This is a genomic window from Alteromonas portus (assembly GCF_005117025.1).
GTDB lineage: Bacteria > Pseudomonadota > Gammaproteobacteria > Enterobacterales > Alteromonadaceae > Alteromonas > Alteromonas portus.
Genome location: NZ_SWCO01000005.1, coordinates 426,973 through 449,818, shown reverse-complemented (window position 1 = coordinate 449,818; position 22,846 = coordinate 426,973). Strand labels below are relative to the sequence as shown.

General features: G+C 44.5%; 18 protein-coding genes and 1 other RNA gene. 8 read left to right on the top strand and 11 right to left on the bottom strand.

What is annotated here, in order from left to right; genetic code table 11:
- Positions 1–123: 123 nt before the first annotated feature.
- Positions 124–1,443 carry a Xaa-Pro aminopeptidase gene (pepP, locus tag E5672_RS09915; RefSeq protein WP_136782044.1) on the bottom strand — a complete coding sequence of 440 codons (1,320 nt, stop codon included), beginning with the start codon at positions 1,441–1,443 and terminating at the stop codon, positions 124–126.
- Between the two features lie 74 nt (positions 1,444–1,517).
- Positions 1,518–2,084 (bottom strand): UPF0149 family protein, encoded by a 567-nt coding sequence (locus tag E5672_RS09910; protein WP_136782043.1) that lies wholly within the window; start codon positions 2,082–2,084, stop codon positions 1,518–1,520.
- A 615-nt stretch (positions 2,085–2,699) separates the two neighbouring features.
- Here E5672_RS09910 and ssrS point away from each other — a divergent pair.
- The 7 genes from ssrS to serA all read left to right on the top strand — a co-directional run bounded on the left by ssrS (position 2,700) and on the right by serA (position 9,468).
- A non-coding RNA gene (gene ssrS / locus E5672_RS09905) (6S RNA) lies at positions 2,700–2,882 on the top strand.
- A 21-nt stretch (positions 2,883–2,903) separates the two neighbouring features.
- Positions 2,904–3,800: a ribokinase gene (locus E5672_RS09900; protein ID WP_136782042.1), complete on the top strand. Its 897-nt coding sequence runs from the start codon at positions 2,904–2,906 to the stop codon at positions 3,798–3,800.
- Between the two features lie 22 nt (positions 3,801–3,822).
- Positions 3,823–4,764: a nucleoside hydrolase gene (locus E5672_RS09895; RefSeq protein WP_014980008.1), complete on the top strand. Its 942-nt coding sequence runs from the start codon at positions 3,823–3,825 to the stop codon at positions 4,762–4,764.
- A gap of 59 nt (positions 4,765–4,823) precedes the next feature.
- A complete protein-coding gene (locus E5672_RS09890) occupies positions 4,824–6,452 on the top strand; it encodes an ATP-binding protein (RefSeq protein WP_136782041.1) in 1,629 nt (542 codons plus the stop codon).
- A gap of 33 nt (positions 6,453–6,485) precedes the next feature.
- A complete protein-coding gene (locus tag E5672_RS09885; RefSeq protein WP_240692203.1) occupies positions 6,486–7,133 on the top strand; it encodes a 5-formyltetrahydrofolate cyclo-ligase in 648 nt (215 codons plus the stop codon).
- Positions 7,134–7,223: 90 nt separating this feature from the next.
- Positions 7,224–7,880, top strand: a complete 657-nt coding sequence (rpiA, locus tag E5672_RS09880) for a ribose-5-phosphate isomerase RpiA (protein ID WP_136782040.1) — start codon at positions 7,224–7,226, stop codon at positions 7,878–7,880.
- 358 nt (positions 7,881–8,238) lie between these two features.
- Positions 8,239–9,468 carry a phosphoglycerate dehydrogenase gene (gene serA, locus E5672_RS09875; RefSeq protein ID WP_136782039.1) on the top strand — a complete coding sequence of 410 codons (1,230 nt, stop codon included), beginning with the start codon at positions 8,239–8,241 and terminating at the stop codon, positions 9,466–9,468.
- Positions 9,469–9,675: 207 nt separating this feature from the next.
- On the opposite strand, the gene E5672_RS09870 is transcribed toward serA, so the two are convergent.
- From E5672_RS09870 to E5672_RS09845, 6 genes are all read right to left on the bottom strand, one after another.
- Complete coding sequence (locus tag E5672_RS09870; protein ID WP_136782038.1) at positions 9,676–10,422, bottom strand: DUF481 domain-containing protein; 747 nt, start codon at positions 10,420–10,422, stop codon at positions 9,676–9,678.
- A gap of 213 nt (positions 10,423–10,635) precedes the next feature.
- A complete protein-coding gene (locus tag E5672_RS09865; RefSeq protein ID WP_136782037.1) occupies positions 10,636–11,439 on the bottom strand; it encodes a DUF481 domain-containing protein in 804 nt (267 codons plus the stop codon).
- 134 nt (positions 11,440–11,573) lie between these two features.
- Positions 11,574–12,398: an HDOD domain-containing protein gene (locus E5672_RS09860; RefSeq protein WP_136782036.1), complete on the bottom strand. Its 825-nt coding sequence runs from the start codon at positions 12,396–12,398 to the stop codon at positions 11,574–11,576.
- Between the two features lie 21 nt (positions 12,399–12,419).
- On the bottom strand, positions 12,420–12,710 hold the full coding sequence (locus E5672_RS09855; RefSeq protein WP_136782035.1) for a DUF1289 domain-containing protein: 291 nt from the start codon (positions 12,708–12,710) through the stop codon (positions 12,420–12,422).
- Between the two features lie 278 nt (positions 12,711–12,988).
- On the bottom strand, positions 12,989–16,111 hold the full coding sequence (locus E5672_RS09850) for an efflux RND transporter permease subunit (RefSeq protein WP_136782034.1): 3,123 nt from the start codon (positions 16,109–16,111) through the stop codon (positions 12,989–12,991).
- On the bottom strand, positions 16,111–17,388 hold the full coding sequence (locus E5672_RS09845; RefSeq protein ID WP_136782033.1) for an efflux RND transporter periplasmic adaptor subunit: 1,278 nt from the start codon (positions 17,386–17,388) through the stop codon (positions 16,111–16,113). Before E5672_RS09845 ends, E5672_RS09850 begins: the two co-directional genes overlap by 1 nt.
- Positions 17,389–17,604: 216 nt before the next feature.
- Here E5672_RS09845 and E5672_RS09840 point away from each other — a divergent pair, with 216 nt between their 5' ends.
- Positions 17,605–18,675, top strand: a complete 1,071-nt coding sequence (locus E5672_RS09840; RefSeq protein ID WP_136782032.1) for a LysR family transcriptional regulator — start codon at positions 17,605–17,607, stop codon at positions 18,673–18,675.
- Positions 18,676–18,682: 7 nt separating this feature from the next.
- Here E5672_RS09840 and E5672_RS19985 read toward each other — a convergent pair whose 3' ends face one another.
- From E5672_RS19985 to aceF, 3 genes are all read right to left on the bottom strand, one after another.
- A complete protein-coding gene (locus E5672_RS19985) occupies positions 18,683–19,120 on the bottom strand; it encodes a hypothetical protein (protein ID WP_240692202.1) in 438 nt (145 codons plus the stop codon).
- A gap of 124 nt (positions 19,121–19,244) precedes the next feature.
- A complete protein-coding gene (gene lpdA / locus E5672_RS09825) occupies positions 19,245–20,666 on the bottom strand; it encodes a dihydrolipoyl dehydrogenase (RefSeq protein WP_136782031.1) in 1,422 nt (473 codons plus the stop codon).
- 132 nt (positions 20,667–20,798) lie between these two features.
- The gene (gene aceF / locus E5672_RS09820) at positions 20,799–22,826 is read right to left on the bottom strand and encodes a pyruvate dehydrogenase complex dihydrolipoyllysine-residue acetyltransferase (protein ID WP_136782030.1); all 2,028 of its coding nucleotides are present in this window, start codon (positions 22,824–22,826) and stop codon (positions 20,799–20,801) included.
- Between the last annotated feature and the right edge of the window lie 20 nt (positions 22,827–22,846).

The window sequence follows — 22,846 nt, the reverse complement described above, 5'->3', positions numbered from 1 at the left end:
TTGATTCTGGGCTCTATTCTTTATATTAAAGGCTTGTTTTTTCGCGCGCCTTAAAATGAAGGTGTTTACTTCACATTTATCGCAGTTTTTTAAACCTTAGTAAACTCAAGTAAACCCTGGTAGTTAGTCTTTGCTTTTAGCCATAAGTGCTTCTATGGCATCAATGTCTTTTGGCACATCTGCAGTAAGAATATCTACACCTGTAGCGGTAATCACCACATCATCTTCTATGCGCACACCTATACCCTTGTACTTATCTGGCGCGTTACTGTCTTGGCTAACATACACGCCGGGCTCGACGGTTATCACCATACCTGGTTTCAAGGGGCGGTCTTCGCCGTCAATTTTGTAGTTGCCTACATCGTGCACGTCTAAACCTAAAAAGTGCCCCAAACCATGCATGTAAAACTGTCGCCACGTTTCATTTTCAAGGTTTTCAGCCACACTACCTTCAAGAACGCCAAGGTCAACTAAACCTTGAGTAATAATTTCCACGCTATGCAACATAGCCTCGGAAAGGGTAACTCCTGGGGCTAACATGTCCAGCACGCTTTTTTGAGCGTTTAATACAACAGAGTAAATATCGCGCTGGGCATCTGTGAATTTTCCATTGACTGGAAACGTTCGCGTGATATCCGCAGCATAGCCCTGATATTCTGCGCCGGCATCGATCAAGATCAAATCACCGTCATTTACCCGTGCGTTATTTTGTGTGTAGTGCAAAATACACGCATTCTCGCCACTGCCCACTATGGTACTGTATGCAGGTGAACGAGCCCCCGCCATAGCAAATTCGTGGTGAATTTCAGCTTCTAGCTGGTATTCATAACAACCAGGCACAGCAAACTGCATAGCCCGCTTGTGCGCACGGGCACTTATCTCACCTGCCGCTTTCATCATGGCTACTTCACAAGCAGACTTGAATAAACGCATTTCGTGTAAAATGGGCTGTACGTCGTGTATCGCTCTGGGTGCAAGCGACTCTTTAGGCGCATCGCGTAAGGTGTTTAACGCTTCAGAAAATAACAGGTCATTGTCTTTTTTATGACCTAACGAAAAGTACACGTTGTCTTGGCCTTGAATTGACGCTAACAAGGCTTCTTCAAGTTCTTGCAGCTCAAAAGCTTCATCTAGACTAAATCGAGCAAGTGCAGCTTCAGCCCCTAAGCGTTTGCCGTGCCAAATCTCTGCACTTTTGTCTTTCTCTTGTACCACCATTGCACGATAACTTTCACCGTAGCGAGGGTGATTGGACAAAATCAACCATGCATTAGGTTCTTCAAACCCTGTAAGGTACCAAAAGTCGCTATCTTGCCTGAACGTATACTCAGTATCGCGACTTCGGGTTACCAAACCCGCAGCAGGCACAATGCAAACACTGTTCGGCTCGCACTGTGCAAGCAATCGGTCTTGCCTGGCGATAAACTCTTGCGCACTAATCATAAAAAAGACAACCCTAAAAAAGCTCGTTAAAACAAATGGCGACCAGCGGCCATTTTGTTTATTTCAGTTTGTTATTAGTGTACGGATGGCGTGTCTTGCTGATCATCTAGAAGTGATTGACCAAGTTCACTGAAGCATAAAATTGCTGAAATTTTCACATACTCTTCAACTTCAAACAGCGCCTTTTCAGACTCTTCATCTGCATCCATCGGCTCTTCCATACGTGAAATATCAGAAAAGTCTTCAAGTGCTTCTTTTACGTCGTCAGAACATTGCATAAGGTCTTGCTGGTGTAGACCAAACCCAAGCATGAAACCTTGCACCCAATTAATAAGTGCAGCGCCGCGATCGTTGATAGGCGCTTGATCATCAGGAAGTAACAAATTGAGCGCAAATTCTGGCTCGAGAAGCTGCTGACAGGTTTGATTGAAAAGGCTATTCAAAAGGTGCTGGGTAGGGTCGCTAAACGCATCACCCTGGTTAATAGTTTCACTTAACGCTTCTAGCCATTTTTGGTCGGTAAGCGACATGCCGCCGCAAAGCATACCGCACAGAATGCCATGCACTTCTGCAGCGTCAACAATCACGCCTTGCTGAGACAATTTATTGCTTACGCTATCGTAATCGAGCTGTTTTTCCACGAATCGTTCTCTTTTATTTAGAATGAATTGAGATATTAGGGCCGCCGCTTTCTAATTGTAATTTGTATCCACTTTGGCTGCGAGTTACGGCCATATAATGGCGATTTAACGCCACTGTCATCTCTTGATGGAGTTTATAGTAGCAAAAATCAATGTGTAACGCCTCCTTTTGCCTTGTTGTTGCCCTAACGCGAAAGCATTATTGGAAGTCTTTATTAGCTACTTCTAACGAACGTCGTATACACTTTAAACACCGGTAGTTATACGTTGTTTACTCACTGTTCAAACGGTATGTTATTTGGGGTTATTCAACTAAATTTATCGCCGGACTGCTAGCAACACAATAAGAATTCATCTAAGATCGCCATTGTTGGATACGGAATTCCTCTCGCAACAGCATACAATGTTCATAAGCCTTCAATACCAAAATTAGCTGATTGGTTATTATTGAGCTTCTTTTATATGCGTGTATAATTGCTGACCAATTGGTCAAGAAAAGTAATATTTTTTTACCGCTTTTATAATCACCACGCAAAATAGTTATAAAGCGCTGTAGGTGATCCTCTTCACTGGATCTCGCGTTTGTTATACCCTGTTGCGTTATTACAACAACAATGTTTCCTGGGATGTTTGCTAGTTCATTCATGTCCCTGGCCGATGCTTTAAACCAAGGAAGTTGAAACAGCTGCTATTGTGCAAGCTCGACGCGTATCGAGAAGCCTACGGCAATTGTGATACTTCCGCCCTGAACTTTTCGGTTCACGGGCGAAACATGGACAGCGGCATTCTGGGAAGCGCCCTCTTTCGACGGAAGAAGAAATGGCAATAATAAATTTTGGCTCTATAAATATTGACCACGTTTATCAGGTAGAACACTTTGTACAACCTGGTGAGACGTTGGCTTCTACCCATTATCAAACCTTATTAGGTGGTAAGGGTGCAAACCAGTCTATTGCTTTAGCGCAAGCAGGTGCAGACGTAAGGCACGTCGGCAGCATTCACGAAAACGACGCCTCATTTAAACAAGCTCTTATTAAGAAGGGTGTAGATTGTCGTGGTGTAAAGTGCTCAGAAGTTCCTTCAGGCCACGCCATCATCCAAGTTACCCCAAGCGGTGAAAACGCCATCGTATTATTTGGCGGTGCTAACCAAACCATTACCGCAAAAACCGTAATGCAAGCGTTAGACGATACCCGCCCTTTGGACTGGGTATTAACTCAGAACGAAACCAGCAGCATTGAAGAAGTACTTCGCCAAGCGAAAGAAAAGCAGCTAAAAGTAGCCTTTAACCCTGCGCCTATGAGCGAGTCAGTTAAACAGCTTCCGTTAGACTGTGTAGATTTACTTATTGTAAATGAAACTGAAGCGGCTGCGATTACCGGTAAAGAAGAACTTGAAGATATTGTGACAGTGTTCAAAGAGCAGTGGTCACATAGCGAAGTTATTATTACACTAGGTAAAGCCGGTGTAATGATGCTGCGCAAAAACGAAGTTATAGAAGTAAAAGCATTCTCTGTAGAGGCGGTAGACACTACCGCAGCCGGTGACACCTTTATCGGTTATTTCCTGTCTGCATATAGCAACCACACCGATGCTAAACAAGCATTGCGTCGCGGATGCGCAGCTTCAGCCATTGCAGTAACTCGCGAAGGCGCGGCACAGAGTATTCCAACACAAAAAGAAGTGGATCGTTTCTTAGCGAAACACGCCAACTAGCAAGACGCACTGAGAAAATTTGATGGCACATAAGATCATATTAGATACAGATCCGGGGATTGATGATGCAATGGCGATCTTTTTCGCTTTCCAATCTCCAGACATTGAAGTACTTGGCTTAACGACCGTTTACGGTAACGTTCCGGTAACAATGGCAGCGCAAAATGCCCTAACACTTTGTGAAATTGCAGGTAAAGATATTCCTGTAACTAAAGGTGTTGGCATGCCGTGGGTTGGCCCAGAGTCAACCTATGCCCACTTCGTACACGGTGAACATGGCTTTGGTCATATTAAACCTGAAGCACCTAAAACCGAGCTTGACCCACGCAGTTCTGCGCAGTTTATCGTTGATATGGCGCGTAAGTATCCGGGTGAAATCACCATTGTTGCCATTGGACCGCTAGGTAACTTGGCCCTTGCACTTCGTCTAGAACCAGAACTACCTAAGTTGGTAAAAGGCGTTAGCATTATGGGTGGTGCCGCGTTTGTACCAGGCAACGTTACGCCTGTGGCTGAAGCAAACATTTGGAATGATGCCCACGCGGCAGAAATCGTGTTTGCAGCAGACTGGGAACTCACTATGTTCGGACTGGACGTGACAAACTTCACGCCATTCTCACCTGCCTTTGTTGAAAAGCTTGAAGAGAAAAACAATACGCTTGGCGGCTTTGTGAAGGAAAGCGCCCAGTTCTACATGGATTTCTACTCGCAAAACCGTGAAGATCGCGTGTGTTTCTTCCACGATGCGTTCCCAATTGCCCACCTTCGCCACCCTGAGCTATTTGAACTGACTGAGGGCCACGTACGCGTTGGAACAGGGACATTGGATAGAGGGCAAACCGTAGTTGCGCCTAAGGGTACAACACCTAGCCCGCTATGGAATGAAGCAAATACCATAAAGGTAGCGACTAAAGTTGACCACAAAAAGCTGGAACAACTATTCATAGACACCTACGCTCTATGATATGTTTAAGGGATTGTTAATACACAATCCCTTTTTAATGAAAGCGTCAGGTTTAAAAAATGGAATCAGCCCCAATCCCCGTTGATGAGGAAGAACGTCTTGCCGAGCTACTTAGCTATGACGTACTTGATACCGAGGCTGAGCAACTGTTTGATGACCTAACAGCGCTTGCTTCGCAAATTTGCGAAACCCCTATTGCACTTATTAGTTTAATAGACCCTGACCGCCAGTGGTTTAAATCGCGAGTGGGTTTGGATGCCGAAGAGACATCCCGTGAAATTGCCTTTTGCTCTCATGCAATTTTGCAAGAAGAGGTGTTCGAAATTTCTAACGCCACGTTAGACCCTCGATTTCATGACAACCCCTTGGTAACAGGTGCCCCTGATATTCGGTTCTATGCTGGCGCACCACTCATAACGCCTTCTGGTCACGCAATAGGTACACTTTGCGCCATTGACCGCAAACCTAAAACACTGACTGAAGCGCAGAAAGCATCACTTCAAACCCTAAGTAAATCGGTAGTAGCGCATTTAGAACTAAAGCGTAAAAACCGAGAACTAGAGCGCACCAGCCAATTTAAATCTGATTTTTTGTCTTACATAAGCCACGAAATCAGAACGCCACTTAATGCGATAAACACGTTTAGCCAGCTGCTTGAAGGCGAAGCTCAAAAGTTAAATTTACCCTCATCATTTACTTCACCACTTTCCCATGTGAGCCAAAGCGGTGAAAGGCTTTTAGAAATAGTAAATTCTGTTTTAGACATAAAGCAGATAGAAGCGGGTAAAATGCGCGTAATGCCGCGCGCTGTAAACACCAAAGATTTTTTCACCCACCTGTTTTCATTGACGAAGATCCGTGCTGAAGACAGCGGTATCATATTTTCTACAAGTATTGATGACGCCGTACCCGATACGCTATTTTTTGACGACACCAAATTTGGACAAGTCGCGCTTAATTTGCTGTCCAATGCAATTAAGTTTACTAATCACGGTAAATCAGTAAAAACGCAGGTGAAATACAAAAACGGTAAGCTCATATTTAATGTCATTGACCAAGGTATTGGTATTAGCGATGAAGACCAAAAACGTCTTTTCAAGCCTTTCGAGCGTATGGGAAATGCGCACCAAATTGATGGAACGGGTTTAGGCTTAAATATATCACGGCGCTTAATCGAGCTTATGGATGGCAGTATCAAAGTAAGCAGTAAATTAAACCAAGGCACGCGAATTAGCGTGACTTTACCTGCTGATGCTTTAAATGCTAACCAATTTGTTGAGGCTGAACCTCGCAGTTTTGTGGCCCAAGTCAACGTTAGCAAATCCACCAATGTTTTAGTGGTCGAAGACCATTATATAAACCAAGTCGTCATTCAAACCTTATTCGAAAAACTTGGCGTGTCCCTTTCTGTAGTGAGCACTGGCGAAGAAGGCGTTGAATACGCCAGGTCTAATCCTGTGGATTTAGTTCTTATGGATCTTAACCTTCCTGGCATTCAAGGCGATGAAGCCACAGCTCAAATAAAAGGTTTCAAGCCAAATTTGCCTATTGTTGCGTTAACGGCCGATGTGATAACCCAGCCAGAATATTTGCTTGAGCAAGGCCTTGATGATGTCTTGACTAAACCCATTGAGAGTAGTGAATTGGTTCGTGTACTTAATCAATATTTAGGTGAATCTGATCGTTAACTTTCTGTTTTAAAGCCACTAAGGCCTTCAATCATGCAGATAAACGTTTCACAAGAAAGCATGCAAGCTCGCGCTCAGTTACGGAAAAAGCTTCGCGACGCACGTCGTACGCTATCTTACGAACAACATGAGGATGCTGCGAAACGCGTAGCATCACAACTTAATGCCCTGCCTTTACTCGACAACAGTACAACAATTGCGGGTTATTTAGTTAATGATGGCGAGGTGAATTTAAAGTACTACATAGACCAAGTTTGGCACACTTCGGGCAAGAAGAAATTTGCACTTCCCGTACTGCACCCCGTATGCAAAGGCCACTTACTTTTCTTGTCTTATACCCAAAACTCCAAGCTTACTTTTAACAAATACAAGATTGAAGAACCCATATTGTCCTGTCAAAACGTTATCCCCGTGACGCAGTGTGACGTTATTCTTATGCCCCTTGTAGGCTTTGATAGTATGGGTAACCGTTTGGGTATGGGTGGTGGTTATTACGATCGCACATTGAGTTTCACTCAAAACAAAACTGGTTTCCATTCGCCTTCAGAAAAACGTGCCCCAAAGCTAGTTGGCATTGCTCACGATATCCAAGAGGTTGACGCTCTACCTATTGCACCGTGGGATGTTCCCCTTGACGCCATCGTGACACCTTCGCGCACTCTGCAATTTACTAAATCGTGATAGTCGCTATAACAAATTGAGCATACGAATTTGTGGGTTCATGTGCGCTTATACGTTACACTTGCGAACACGATAATTCGGAGAGTCACCATGGATCAGAACGCAAAAAAGCAAGCCGTAGCCAAAGCAGCCATCGAATATGTTGAAGCAGATAGCATTGTCGGTGTGGGTACTGGTTCTACCGTAAATTTCTTTATTGAAGAACTCGGTAACATTAAGCACAAAATTGAAGGCGCAGTATCAAGCTCAGAGGCATCTACTGAACGTTTAAAAGCGTTGGGTATAGAAGTGTTCGAATTGAATGAAGTCAGCAACCTTTCGGTTTATATCGATGGAGCTGATGAGGTCACAGAACACAAGCATATGATTAAAGGCGGTGGCGCAGCACTCACCCGCGAGAAAATTGTAGCCGGCGCTGCGACAACATTTGTTTGTATTGTTGATGAGAGCAAGCGCGTGCCTGTACTGGGCTCGTTTCCACTTCCTGTAGAAGTTATTCCCATGGCTCGCTCTTTTGTAGCCCGTGAACTGGTTAAACTTGGTGGCGACCCTGAATACAGACAAGGCGTAGTAACAGATAACGGTAACGTTATTTTAGATGTTCACAACCTTGAAATTTTAAACCCGCGTGAGCTAGAACAAAAAATTAATAATATTCCGGGTGTGGTGACTAACGGTATTTTTGCGTTAAGAGGTGCAGATATTGTGTTAAGTGCTACAGATAATGGTGTTGAAACCTTCAAGTAGTGCTTAGCTTGATTTAGGGCGGCGAAAAGCTAGGCAAAATACTGCTTTCAACTTAACCCGTTTTCTGTTAATTTCCGTTTAGACGTCTAGATGTCTTAAAAAGATATTCAGCGCCTAAAGATTTACGTTACCGAGGTTCAAAAAACCTTTTTAACTAAAGCAAACAGTGTCATTTTAAAACCGTGATAGCCGATGCTAACAAACACATTTTTAGCGGAATTATCGCAATGAAGTTGTCGCAACGAAGTTGTCGCAGCAAAATTAGCGCAACGTCAGGTGTTTTCGGCCTAGAGCTTCACGGTAAATATTGTTGGCGCTGACAGCAACCCCTATTACATCAGTGAGAGATAGCGAGTTCATGAGCAAAGTTTCATTAGAGAAGGATAAAATCCGAATTTTGTTGTTGGAAGGTGTTCACCAAAGTGCTTTGGAGACACTAAAAAGCAATGGGTATAGCAACATTGAATTTCTCAAAACCTCTCTTCCTGAAGATGAGTTAATTGAGAAGATAAAAGACGCCCACTTTGTTGGTATTCGCTCGCGTACTCAGATTACCGAGAAAGTGGTTGATGCAGCGCAAAAGCTTGTGGCTATTGGCTGTTTCTGCATTGGCACTAACCAAGTTGACCTTGCAGCTACACAACGTCGTGGTATCCCGGTATTTAACGCACCGTTTTCAAATACTCGCTCTGTGGCGGAACTGGTTCTTGGTCAAATTATTCTTCTACTTCGCCAAGTACCAAGTAAAAACGCTAAGGCCCATCGTGGTGAATGGGAAAAAACTGCGGTTGGCTCTTATGAAGCTCGCGGAAAAACGCTCGGTATCATTGGCTATGGTCACATTGGTACTCAGCTAAGTATTCTTGCTGAGCATTTAGGTATGCGCGTTCAATTCTTCGATATTGAAGACAAACTTGTATTGGGTAACTCGGCTCAGGTGAAGTCACTGGAAAAGCTACTTAGTACCTCTGATGTGGTATCGCTACATGTGCCTGAAACGCCTCAAACACAAGATATGATTGGCGAGAAAGAGCTGTCGCAAATGAAGAAAGGCAGCATTCTTATTAACGCATCTCGCGGTACTGTGGTTGATATTGACGCGCTTGCCAAAGCATTAGAAAGCGGCCACCTTAACGGCGCAGCAATTGATGTGTTCCCTGTAGAGCCTAAGTCTAATACTGAAGAGTTTGAATCACCACTTCGCGCGTTCGATAATGTTATTCTTACGCCACACGTTGGCGGAAGCACACAAGAAGCACAAGAGAACATTGGTATTGAGGTGGCTGGAAAGCTGGCAAAATACAGCGACAATGGCTCTACGCTATCAGCGGTTAACTTCCCTGAGGTTTCACTGCCAGAGCACACCGGTCGTTCGCGACTACTTCACATACATAAAAACCAACCGGGTATTCTTACCCAAATTAACCAAGCGTTTGCAGAAAAAGGCATTAACATTGAAGCCCAGTATCTACAGACTAACGCGGAAATCGGTTATGTAGTAGTAGATGTGAAAGAAGACCGCGGCTATGAAGCATTGGCTGAACTTCAACAAATTGATGGAACGATCAAGACCCGCATTCTTCACTAGAGGGCGCTTTTCTTCATCAGGCTTTTTTTGAAGAAAATGGAATAAAAAAACGCTGCAACATTGCAGCGTTTTTTGTATCTGTTCTTCTGTTATATGCTGTATTGACCTTGTGCTAGCGCCACCTCGGCGATAGCGTAACAAAGGCTCAGCAACATACAACATTGCAAGCCTAAACCCATATTAAAAGGCTTAGGCACTCAGCAAAGCTTAGAAGAAGTTGTAAACTAGGCTTACTGCTGTTTCTGTATCAAGCTTTTCTACGTCTTCATCAACGTTGGTGTTGTGGTCAAGTTTGAAAGAAAGACGCATTGATAGATTACCGCTGATGGTAGCTGTAAGGGCTGTCTCGGCACGAGATTTCGTGTTATCAGAACCTACTTCCGTACTCACGGTCTGCGTGAATTTAGCGGTATCAGAAATTTTCCAAGAATACGCCGATGATGCACGAACAATCATGCTATCAAGATTTTCATCTTCCTGCGTTTCAATAAAAGAGTAACCCGGACCGATTGAATATTCGAGGGTGTGACGTTTGTTTTCAAGAACCTTTTGGTTCCAACCCGCAGCGACAGTAGCTTGATAGTTAAAGTTGCTAAAACGGTTATCTTCATATGATGCGAAAGCGAATAGACGGTTATCAGGGTTTTCTAGCTTGTAGTTACCCTGCGCAGAACCAAAGAAACTTTGAGCAGAAGTACGCTCAACTTCTTCGCCTGACGAATCTTCAGTAGTCTCTCTTTTATAAAGACCTTCAAGTGCGTAGTCGTTGCTCCAATTTTCTAGCTCTTGGTGCGCTACTATACCTGCAGTTATTGAGGTGGTTTCAGTGTTACCTGACGTAGAGATAAAACCTAGTTCACCTTCCATTGTAAAAGGCTTAACTTCATCGTCTTGAGCGAATACAGCAGGAGAAAGGGAAATTGCAATTAAAGATGCAAGCGCTTGCTTTTTCATTGAACAATCCTATTGATTAACGGTCCATTCGTTGTACTCGATACCTTTTGAACTGCAAGGCGGTACAACACGAGTTTTAAAAGAAGTCTTTTTAGTAATGCCACAAGGAAGACGACACTACAAACGATGGTGCGCAGTGTACATTTTCAAGCCTCGCAGTCAATGCGAACGCGTTAAAAAGCCCTATTTAGACCATTAATTTACACTAATTGACTAAAAGAATTGATAGACTAAGGCTACTGACGTTTCAGTACTTAACGCCGCAACGTCTTCAGGCGTGTCGGTTTCATGGTTCAATATAAAAGATAGTTTCATCGCTAAAGAGCCAAATACGTTAGCTGAAAGCGAGGTTTCCGAGCGTGATTTAGTATTTTCTTCGCCAGCTTCAGCGCTGACAAACTGCCTAAGTTTCGCCCCAGAGTTCCAATGATACTTATATTCTGCAGAGGCACGAACGATAATGCCATCGTTCACTACGCTTTCGTTGTCTTCTTCCGCTTCAATAAAGCTGTAGCCAGGGCCAATACTGTAACGAAACTCACTGTCTTCATTTCGCCAAACCCGCTGAGACCAACCCGCTGCCAATGAAGCACGGTGCTCATAGCCGGTAAATTTATCGTCTTCATAGTCTCCATACATAAAAAGACGGCGTCCGGGAGTAAGTAGCTTGTAGTCGAATTGTGCACTCGTGAAAAAACGTTGTGCACTGACATCTCGCTCTGTCGTTGGCGTACCACTTTCCTTGTAAAGCAACTCTGCGAAATAGATACTGCTCCAATTTTCGGTTTCATGGTCGGCATTAACCGCCGCTTTCACGCTGGCAGCAGACGTGTTGCCGGTATTGAGCAGAACACCAAGCTCCCCGTCTAGTGAGAAACGAGGTATTTCGTCGTCGGCATCAGGAGTGAAATCAGCATGATAAAGCGTTTCAATGAGATCCCTCGCGTTTGCAGATAAACACATGCCAATACAAATGGCACCAACTACAACACGTGGCCGGAAGATTTTTCTGAACATAATCTGATTTTACGTTGAGCTTTATAGTTATTAGATTACGCCTGGATAAGGCGTTCGTAATACCAATCCTCTGGGAGAGCTTTTCTATATTTTACAATATAAAAAGTGCGGTGACAGAATTGTGCACTGAAAGCTCAGTGAATAAGCGACACAATTTTTGCTGTTTCTTGTTCAGCATATTCAATCGAGTTGCTAATCACTTCCATGTCGAGACTTACTGTATTGGCTATCTCTGGCGTAAAAAGTTCAATATCAGCATAACTTTCTTTTTCAAGTTGACTAAGCGTTATACGACTTGCAATTGCAAGTACACAAACATCAATATCTGATGAGTATTTTGCTTCATCATTCATGAAAGATACCGGATAGTACAAACCAATCGGTAAGTGCCATTTTTCGAGTATGATACCGCTGCAATGCGCAAACGTAAAACCGAAATGGGACAACTGCTCAATATGTGGCAACTCGTTCTTTTTCGCACTGCGGTAATCGTCATAACGCTTAGGTTCTTTTTTAGCGATTATAAGCTCACTCATATTTTGAAGAATGCCCATCACAAAAAAGCGTTCGGCGCCGCGAACGTTAAGTCTCATGGCTAGACTCTTTGCTACCATCCCGCAATAGACAGACGCGTGCCAGTGCTTATCTAACTCAATTAATAATGTATCAAAGTGTTTAAAAGCGGTGGTTGCCGTTTCAGCGATAACTAAATTATAAAGCGCTTCGCCACCAATCACGTTTATGGCTTTTGTGACCGACTCAATTTGAGAAGGAAAACGAAAAAGCGAACTGTTGGCCAAACGCAAAACCTTTGCGGTAAGAGAAGGATCGGCACTAATCAGTGCAGCGATATCTTCAATACTAGAACGAGGGTCGTCTAACGTTGAACGCAGGCGCACGCAAATATCGGGTAACGTAAACGATTTCGCAGCATACGAAACATACTTATCTAACGACATCAATAAATCTCAAACTCTTTTTTAACGACTTTCAGGCGGCTCATCGAAAAGAGAAAACTGTTGTGCCGCTTCCTCGCCTTTCTGTGCTTGTGCTTTACGTAATTTTGCCATAAACGCATTTTTACGTCGTACACATGCACTGATTATTTTTCGTTTTGTGGCATCATCAACTTTAAGCCAATAAAGGCGCTCATCACGGCTTCTATAGCACCCTTTGCAGAACCCTCTTGGCCCAGACTCACACACACCCACGCAAGGACTTGGAATTTCGAAGAATTCAAGTTGCTTAGACTGCGCTTTGAGGTCCGTCATTTCAGGCTTGCCACCCTTAATCAATGAACTTTGAGCGCTGAAGGTTACCCAGCGCCATATAAATTAAAACGTATATTGGCGAATCTAGCCAGTAGACATTAGCAGTAATCTAATACACAAAGTGCACAAGTGCGCATTTCACTTACGATTGAATACGGTTGTTAGCATAGCATGAATATTAGTTGACGAGGGTATATTCAACGTTGGTAAAAAAAGGCCACTCAAATGAGTGGCCTAAAGAGCCCCTTAAGAGGGCAACGCTTGGGTAGACGGGAGAGTTAACCTTTACGCTGTATCAGGTAATAAAATACCGGAGTTAAGATAAGCCCAAATACGGTAACACCAATCATGCCTGAGAATACCGCTACCCCCATGGCTTGACGCATTTCTGCACCCGCTCCAGTAGAGATAACCATAGGTAATACCCCCATGATAAAGGCAATTGATGTCATCAAGATTGGACGTAAACGCAAGCGACTTGCTTCTTTGATGGCCGAAAGCGCATCCATGCCGCTGTCCTGCAGCTCTTTAGCAAACTCGACAATAAGAATGGCGTTCTTCGTAGCAAGACCGACCAATACAATTAGACCAATTTGGGTAAAGATATTGTTATCACCACCGTAAATCTGAACGCCAATAAGCGCGCTCAGCAAGGTCATGGGAACAATCAATATGATTGCCAGTGGCAAACGCAGGCTTTCGTATTGCGCAGCCAATACTAAGAACACTAAAAGCACAACCAGTGGGAATACAAACGCTGATGCATTACCGGCTAATATTTGCTGGTAGGTCAACTCTGTCCACTCGTAGGTCATTCCTAGCGGCAATGTTTCAGCCAAAATCTCTTCGATGGCCGCTTTCGCTTGGTCTGACGAATAGCCAGGCGCTGGAGCACCATTAATTTCGGCGGTAACGTAGCCATTGTAGTGCATCACTCGATCTGGACCGGCACTATGTTGAACGTCTAGGAATGAACCTAGCGGTATCATTTCACCTTGGCTATTTCTTATTTTAAACTGGGTTATGTCCCCTATCTCTTGACGATATTGAGCATCAGCCTGCACGTTCACTTGATATGTACGACCAAACAAGTTGAAGTCATTTACATAAAGCGAACCTAAGTAAGCTTGCATCGTGGTAAACAAGGTATCGATGTTTACCCCTTGGCTCACTGCTTTTTCACGATTTACGTCTACATCAAGTTGTGGCACGGCTACAGTGAAGCTTGTGAATGAACCTGTTAGCGCAGGGTGGGCCCATGCTTTACCAATCACTTCTTGGGTTACACGCTCAAGTTCTTCAAAGCCTAAGTTCCCTCTGTCTTCAACCTGTAAACGGAAGCCGCCTATAGTGCCTAGTCCCATCACCGGAGGCGGCGGGAAAATAGCGACATAGGCCCCTTTAATCGAACCAAACTGCTGATTGAGTTTTGCAGCAATGGCGCCTGCAGATAACTCTGGTGACTGTCTTTCACTAAAAGGCTTAAGCGGCGTAAATAAAATTCCAGAACTTGGACTATTAGTAAAACCGTTAATATTTAAGCCAGGAAACGCTACGGCATCTGACACGCCTGGGTGTTCCATCGCAATGCGAGACATTTCTCGAACTACTTCTTCCGTTCTGTCTAAGCTCGCTGCATTAGGAAGTTGCGCGAAAGCCACCAAATATTGCTTATCTTGACCTGGAACATAGCCCGTAGGTGTAGTGGCAAACTGGTTATAAGTGAGCGCAATAAGGCCTGCATATAACACAAGTACAATGCCGCTTTTACGAATTAACCCGCCTACTGCGCCCGTGTACTGCTTTGACCCGCGCTCAAAAACACGGTTGAAAGGCGCAAAAACAAAGCGACCGAATACTTTATCCATACCGCGCGTAAGCCAATCGTTTGCTTTACCGTGAGGCTTCAAAAGCAGAGCAGATAAAGCAGGGCTCAGTGTTAACGAGTTAATTGCAGATATTACCGTTGAAATAGTGATAGTAAGTGCGAACTGTTTATAGAATTGCCCCGTTAAGCCGCTCATGAAAGCAGTTGGAATAAATACGGCAGCCAAAACCAGCGTGGTAGCAATAATCGGCCCAGTCACTTCTTTCATTGCCTGAACAGTAGCGTCAAATGGCGATTTACCCTCGGCAATATTTCGCTCTACGTTTTCCACTACAACGATGGCATCGTCTACAACGATACCAATAGCTAACACTAAGCCAAATAAAGACAGCGCATTAAGAGAAAAGCCCATTAACTGCATAAAGGCGAATGTACCTACCAGTGAAATAGGAACCGCTACTAATGGGATAATGGATGCTCGCCAAGTTTGAAGAAACAGTACAACTACAAGAACAACAAGTAATACCGCTTCTAAAAGCGTGTTTACTACGGCTTCAATCGAGCCTCTTACAAACACAGTAGGGTCGTAAACAATGTCGTACTCTAAGCCGTCGGGAAACACCTTAGATAGCTCTGCCATGCGCGAACGCACATCGTCTGATATTTGTATGGCGTTTGAGCCTGGCGCTTGGAATATTGGAATTGCCGCAGCTGGGTTATTATTTAGCAGCGATCTTAAGGCATAATTATTCGCCCCAAGCTCAACACGAGCAACATCTTTAAGACGGGTTATTTCACCATTCTCCCCCGACTTAACAATAATATTTTCAAATTCGGCTTCATCTTTTAAACGGCCGCGCACGTTAATCAATAATTGGAATTCGCTGGTACCCGTAGGCTGTGCACCTAAGCTACCTGCCGCAGCTTGCTGGTTTTGATCGGCAATAGCTGCTGCCACATCGCCAGGGTTTAATTGAAGCGCAGCAAGCTTGTTAGGGTCTAACCACACTCGCATACTGAACTCACCGGCACCGAACAAACGTACTTGCCCTACCCCATTAATACGGGCCAGTTCATCCTTCACAAACTGATCAGCATAGTTTGAAAGATACAGCATGTCATAACGATTATCAGGCGATGTTAAATGCACCACCATAGTTAAGTCTGGTGATGATTTTTCAGTTACCACGCCTAAACGCTGCACTTCCTGAGGCAAACGGGGTGTAGCGCGATTAACACGGTTCTGTACCAGTGTTGTGGCTTCATCTGGGTCGGTACCAATGGCAAACGTGATTGTTAGCGTCATACGGCCATCACTGGTTGCCTGTGATGACATATACAGCATGTTTTCAACACCGTTAATTTCTTGTTCTAGCGGCGTTGCAACTGTTTCGGCGATGACTTCAGGGTTTGCGCCTGGGTAATTTGCAGTTACCATTACAGTAGGCGGTACCACTTCTGGATATTCGGTAATAGGCAGTTGCCAAACAGCAATAGCACCACCTATAAAAATGAGTAATGAAAGCACGCCCGCGAAAATGGGGCGGCTAATGAAAAACTGCGAGATATTCATTACTTAAGACCTGCTGTTGCTGTACCTGAGGTAAATGAACCACCAGACAAAACATCTTCAACCTGCGCCATGTTTTGAGTTAGTTGTGTTGCGTTATCAACACGCGACTGCCAGCTAGATAAATTTGCCAGTGCATCTTCATCACCCATAGGCACTTGGTTAGCGGCAACTTGGGCACCAGGACGCACTCGCTGTAAGCCATCAACTATAATGGTGTCGTTTGCATTTAAGCCGCTGGTGATAATGCGCATGCTGCCTACTTTGTCACCTAGCTTAACTGCGCGATATTCCACTTTACTCTCGTCGTTCACAACCAATACAAACTTGTTGTTAAGATCTGTGCCGATAGCTTTTTCTTTAATAAGAATACCCTGTTCATCGGTGTCACCTGCTAACTTTAAATGTGCAAATAAACCAGGAATTAAACGTCCTTCTTCGTTATTAAATACGGCGCGAACGCGAAGTGTACCGGTGCTACCATTTACTTGGTTATCGATAAAGTCAATTTGACCCCAGTGGTTATAATCAGACTCGTTCGCAAGGCGCATAGCCACCGGCTGTTCATTTACCGAGGTAGACGCATCTTTATCACTGTTGACGTAGTTCAGATAAGTCTGTTCATCTATATCGAAATAAGCGTATAAACGGTCGGTAGATACTATTCGAGTCAATTCTGTTTGTCCTGCGGTAACAAAGTTACCTTCAGTGATGTTGGCTCGAGAAATGCGCCCAGAAATAGGCGCCTCAACACGAGCAAAACCACGATTTAGACGGGCCACTTCAAGCGCGGCTTGCGTTTGGTTTAAGCTAGCAAGTGCTTGGTTTTTCTCAGCTAAACGAGCATCAAGAACTTCTTCGGATACCGCTTGAGTTTTGCGTAGTTTGAAGGCTCGGTTATAGTTTTGCTCAGCCAGCTGAACGCGACTTTTGGCTTCTTCAAGTTGTGCTGTTAACCGATCAACCTCTGCTTTAAACGTGCGATTATCAATTAAGAATAACGTTTGCCCTTGTTCGACATACTCACCTTCGTCAAATGCAACAAAGTCAATATAGCCCGATACGCGGGGGCGAAGCGCTACAATGTGTGGGGACTCTAAGCGACCAGTGAAATTATCCCATTCGGTTAAACGCTGAGACACTACCGTTGCCACATCAACAGGAATACCAGCACTTGCGCCAGCGCTCATTGATTGACTTGGATCCTGCTCGTCACCACCGCATGCAGCAACTAGCGCAGTTAGGCTTACAATTGCCAATAAACGGGAAAAAGTTTTCATTGCAAGATTCTCTTAAAAAGTAAACTAAAGTTTGATGTCGCGCATTATGCACACCCTCAAACAATAAAAATAATTATCTTTTTATATGCAACACATCACATTATGTTATATATTGAGAATTAAGCTAAATAAAGAAATCCCGTTTCTAAAATTGAGAAGCGTGGCATTGTAAAGAATTCGAAAGTGAATAGTAGGTAATAGAGACCGGAGAGAGCGATGCGCCCCCATGATTTAAATTTATTGATGATTTTTGATGCCATCATGACCGAGGGTGCCATCACCCGCGCCGCTGATAGACTATCAATGACACAGCCTGCGGTATCTAACGCACTATCTCGAATGCGTACCGCGTGGAACGACGAGTTGTTTGTAAAAGACGGGCGTGGTATCCAGCCTACTTCTTTTGCTAAAAACTTATGGAGTCAAATTCAGGGCCCGCTGGGTGAGCTTGAAGTCGCCGTTAACCCTACAGACTTTAATCCCGCTACAGCTAAGCGCACTTTTCGTATCGCAGCAACTGACAGCATTGTTTCTATGGTATGGGGACCGCTGCGTAAAGTTATTGAAAGTGAAGCGCCAGGTATCAATATCCATGCAATTCCTAATTACGACATGGAAACCGATAAAATACTTAAAGATGCAGAAGCCGAACTGACCTTCTCTAAATACCAAGAGCCTGGCTCTGTTATTCGTGCCGAGCATGTATTAGATCCCAGCTGGGTGGTGGTCATGCGCCCCGATCATCCATTGGCAAAATCTCAATTGACGTTGGAAGACTTTGTCGCGGCTGATCATCTTCTGGTTTCTGTTACAGGCGATGTGACAGGCCCCACAGATCAGGTGCTGGCGAATTTAGGCCTTAAGCGTCGTGTGGCAATGTCTGTAAACCAGTTTTACAACGCCACACCGCTATTAAAAGAGAGCAACCTTATTTGTGTTGCTCCATCTTTAGTAATGGAAAAAGAGATTTTCTCGGGCGAATTGGCAGTATTCGAAACACCTGTTGAGATTGTAAGCTCGCCACTATCCATTATGTGGCATAAACGTCAAGACCAAGACGCTGGTTTACAGTGGCTTAGAGGTCTGGTTGTGAAATTCATTCGCGAGCGTGTGCAGCGCCATGAAATGCTGCTCTCTCAATGCTGCCGTAAAGCGTACTGCGCCGACACCGTTAAACGCTTTATGGATCAGCGAAATATGGACTGTGAGGAATTTACGCCCGCACACTTAAAAACACCGAGCAACGATGAAGCAGCAAAAATCATAGCAGGGAAAGAAACTGCTTAAGTTGTTGTTACTCATTATCTAACGAGCAACCAAGCGCGGCTAACCAAGCAAGCGCGTCACTTTCAGAGTCACTGAAATAGCATGCTAAGTTGGCCGCTGCATACACCCGTTCAAACTGACTTTTAACCAAAGCGGGTATATCAGCCTGGTTAGTGACAAACGCACAACCTTGCATTCCATACTGCTTTCTAAGCTGAACTGATTCAATCAAAGCTTGCTCTGCATCGGGAGTCAAGATACCAACTCCTTGTACAAAGATTAAAAATCCCCACGGTTGCCCTCCTAAAGGTAAAGCGAGTTTTTTGACATCTTCGTGATAGTGTTGAAAAAGCGCTTTTGTAACTACTCCTTTGCCATCCAGGCGAATAATGTTTCCTTTAAGTTCAACACTGTATTCCCCAAACTTCGACTGCACTTTTATTGGGTCTTTAATTTTTGCTGACATCTACCACCACTTAGTATCTCTTTTTACTTAGTTTTTATGTTTAAATCGAGCCTCAGGGTAAAAGTGTAGTACAAAAAAGCCCGCTTAGAAGCGGGCTTTCATCGTTATCTGAAAAGAAGCTAATTTACTTCTTTTTCTTCGCTTTCGGGTTTGGCAGGTCAGTAATACTTCCTTCGAAGATTTCAGACGCAAGACCAATTGATTCGTTAAGCGTTGGGTGAGCATGGATAGTCAATGCTACGTCTTCAGCGTCAGCACCCATCTCAATAGCTAGGCCGATTTCGCCAAGCATTTCGCCCGCGTTGGTACCTACCATAGCACCACCGATTACGCGGCCCGTTTCTTTTTCGAAAATCATTTTGGTCATACCGTTAGTTGCATCAGATGCAATTGCACGGCCTGAAGCAGCCCATGGGAAGGTTGCTGTTTCATAGCTTACGCCCTGCTCTTTCGCTTCTTTTTCAGTTAGACCAACCCAAGCAACTTCTGGCTCAGTGTACGCTACTGAAGGAATAGCACGTGGGTCGAAGTAGTGCTTCTGGCCAGCAATAACTTCTGCAGCAACGTGACCTTCGTGAACCGCTTTATGCGCAAGCATTGGCTGACCTACAAGGTCGCCGATTGCGAAGATGTGGTCAACATTAGTACGCATTTGCTTATCAACGTTGATGAAGCCACGCTCGTCAACGTTTACGCCAGCAGCTTCAGCGCCAACTAGCTTGCCATTTGGCTTACGACCAACAGCAACAAGTACTTTGTCGTAGCGCACTGGTTCAGCAGGTGCGTTCTTACCTTCAAATGTTACGTACAAGCCATCGTCTTTTGCTTCAACCGCAGTCACTTTGGTTTCAAGCATAATGTTAAACTTGTCTTTGTAGTCTTTCATGAATACTTTCATGATGTCTTTGTCAGCTGCTGGAATTAGCTGATCTAAGAATTCAACTACATCAATGTTCGAGCCAAGTGCTTCGTACACAGTACCCATTTCTAGACCGATGATACCACCGCCTAGAACTAGCATTTTCTCTGGAATGTCTTTCATTTCCAGCGCGCCAGTTGAGTCGATTACACGGTCATCTTCTGGGATGAACGGTAGGCTTACTGGCTCAGAACCCGCAGCGATAATCGCTTTTTCAAAAGTAATAGTAGTAACGTCGTCACCATTTTTTACTTCTAGGGTGTTTGCACCTGTAAATTTGCCGAAGCCTTGTACATGCTTGGTTTTACGCATTTTAGACATACCGCTAAGGCCGTTTGTTAACTGCTTAACAACGCCATCTTTGTATTCACGGATTTTGTCTAAATCGATGGTAGGCTCGCCGAAAGATACACCGTGGCTAGCTAGGTGTTTCGCTTCTTTCATCACTTTTGCAACGTGAAGAAGGGCTTTTGAAGGGATACAGCCAACGTTAAGACAAACACCACCGAGCGTGTCGCGTGAGTCTACGATAACTGTTTCAATACCTAAGTCAGCCGCACGGAATGCTGCTGAATAACCGCCAGGGCCGCCGCCCAGTACCACCAATTGCGTTTTAATTTCGCTCATTGTGAACCTCAATCCTGTTCTTGTAGGGTCATGCTATTACTTTTGTGTAATAGCATAACCTAAATGCCACCAAATGGGCTTATAAAATCGTCGAAAATGTTACTGATATTGTAATATTTTTCGACCTTTTATTTAAAGTATGATTCTGCGCAAGTCAGTTAGGTTTGCAGCAACCTCAGTAGAGAATCTTGCACCTACCGCACCATCGATTACTCGGTGGTCGTATGACAGGCTTAGCGGCACCATTAAGCGCGGCTCAAACTCTTTACCATTCCACTTAGGCTTCATCTCAGACTTAGACACACCTAATATGGCGACTTCCGGTGCATTTACAATAGGCGTAAACGCCGTACCACCAATACCACCTAGGCTAGAGATGGTGAACGTACCACCCTGCATGTCAGCCGCTTTCAGCTTGCCTTCACGGGCTTTCTTAGATGTTTCGATAAGCTCTTGAGACAGCTGCTCAATACCTTTCTTATTCACGTCACGAATAACAGGTACAACAAGGCCTCCCGGTGTTTCAACCGCAATACCAATGTTGATAAATTTCTTAATGATTAAGCTCTCGCCATCGTCAGACAGTGATGAGTTGAATACTTCGTATTTCTCAAGGGCTTTCGCTACCGCTTTCATTACGAATACTAGTGGCGTGATCTTAAGACCAGACTTAATTTTCGCGTGATAAGCGTTTTGCTCTTTACGGAATTCTTCAACTTCAGTGATATCTGCTTCGTCGAACTGCGTAACGTGAGGAATAGTTGCCCAGTTACGGTGTAAGAACGGACCAGAAATTTTCTGAATACGAGATAACGGCTGCTCTTCAATTTCACCAAACTTGCTGTGATCAACAGGTTTAACTGGCACGATTTGCAGTACGTTGTCGCCTACTGGTGCGCTGCCAGAAGCGGCTGCTGTGCGAGGTTTCGCAAGCTCAGCTTTCACGTAAGCTTGAACGTCTTCTTTCAAGATACGGTTTTTAGGGCCAGAGCCTCTAACTTGAGTCAGGTCTACACCGAACTCGCGAGCAATACGGCGAACCGAAGGTGAAGCATGTGCTTTACCTGTATTCTTAGCTTCTGGCGCTGGCGGCACAGGAGAACGGCCTTGAGAGGCTTCTTGCTGTGACGCTTGTTTAGGTGCTTCTTGCTTAGGCGCTTCAGCAGGCTTTTCTGCTTTAGGTGCAGATGGTGCCTGTTCAGATGAGCCACCGCTAGTTTCTAGTTTAACAACTAATGTGCCTTGCTTAACTTTATCGCCTGTTTTGATAAAGACTTCTTTAATGGTACCTGCGTGCGTTGAAGGTACATCCATGGTGGCTTTATCAGTTTCTAGCGTAATTAGGCCGTCTTCTTTTTCAACGGTATCGCCTACCGATACAAGCACGTCGATAACGTCAACTTCACCGTCTTCACCAATGTCAGGCACGGCTACTTCAATGGTTTCGCTACTTGCAGACGCCGCAGGAGCTGACTCTTGCTTTTCGCTTTCCTGCGCAGCCGGTGCAGATGCTTCAGAAGAAGCATCGCTAGAAGCCGACTCACTTGAAGACGAGCCTGAGCCCGCTACTTCAAGCTTAATTACAACTGTGCCTTCTTTCACTTTATCGCCAGTGCTGATGAACACTTCTTTCACCGTACCTGCGTGCGTTGAAGGAACGTCCATAGTCGCTTTATCGGTTTCTAGAGTAATTAGCCCATCTTCTTTTTCAATGGTGTCGCCCACTGAAACCAATACGTCAATTACGTCAACTTCATCGTCAGAACCGATATCTGGCACTGCAACTTCAATTACTTCGCTGCTGCCAGACGCAGCAGGTGCTGCCTCTGACTTGCTTTCTTCTTTTGGTGCTTCTTCTTGCTTAGGCGCTTCTTCTTGTGAAGCGTTGTCTGAAGATGATTCTTCAGCAGCGCTATCACCACCTGCAACTTTCATTTCACCAATCACATCGCCTTCTTTGATTTTATCGCCTACTGATACAGACAGGCTTACAATCTCACCTTCAAATGGTGCTGGGATGTCCATTGACGCCTTGTCACTTTCTACAGTAACAACGCCTTCATCGGCTTCGATGTTGTCGCCTACGGCAACACATAGCTCGATAACTTCAACTTCGTCACCGCCTACATCGGGTACGATAATCTTTTGAATATCTGACATATGTAAAATACCTTATCTGG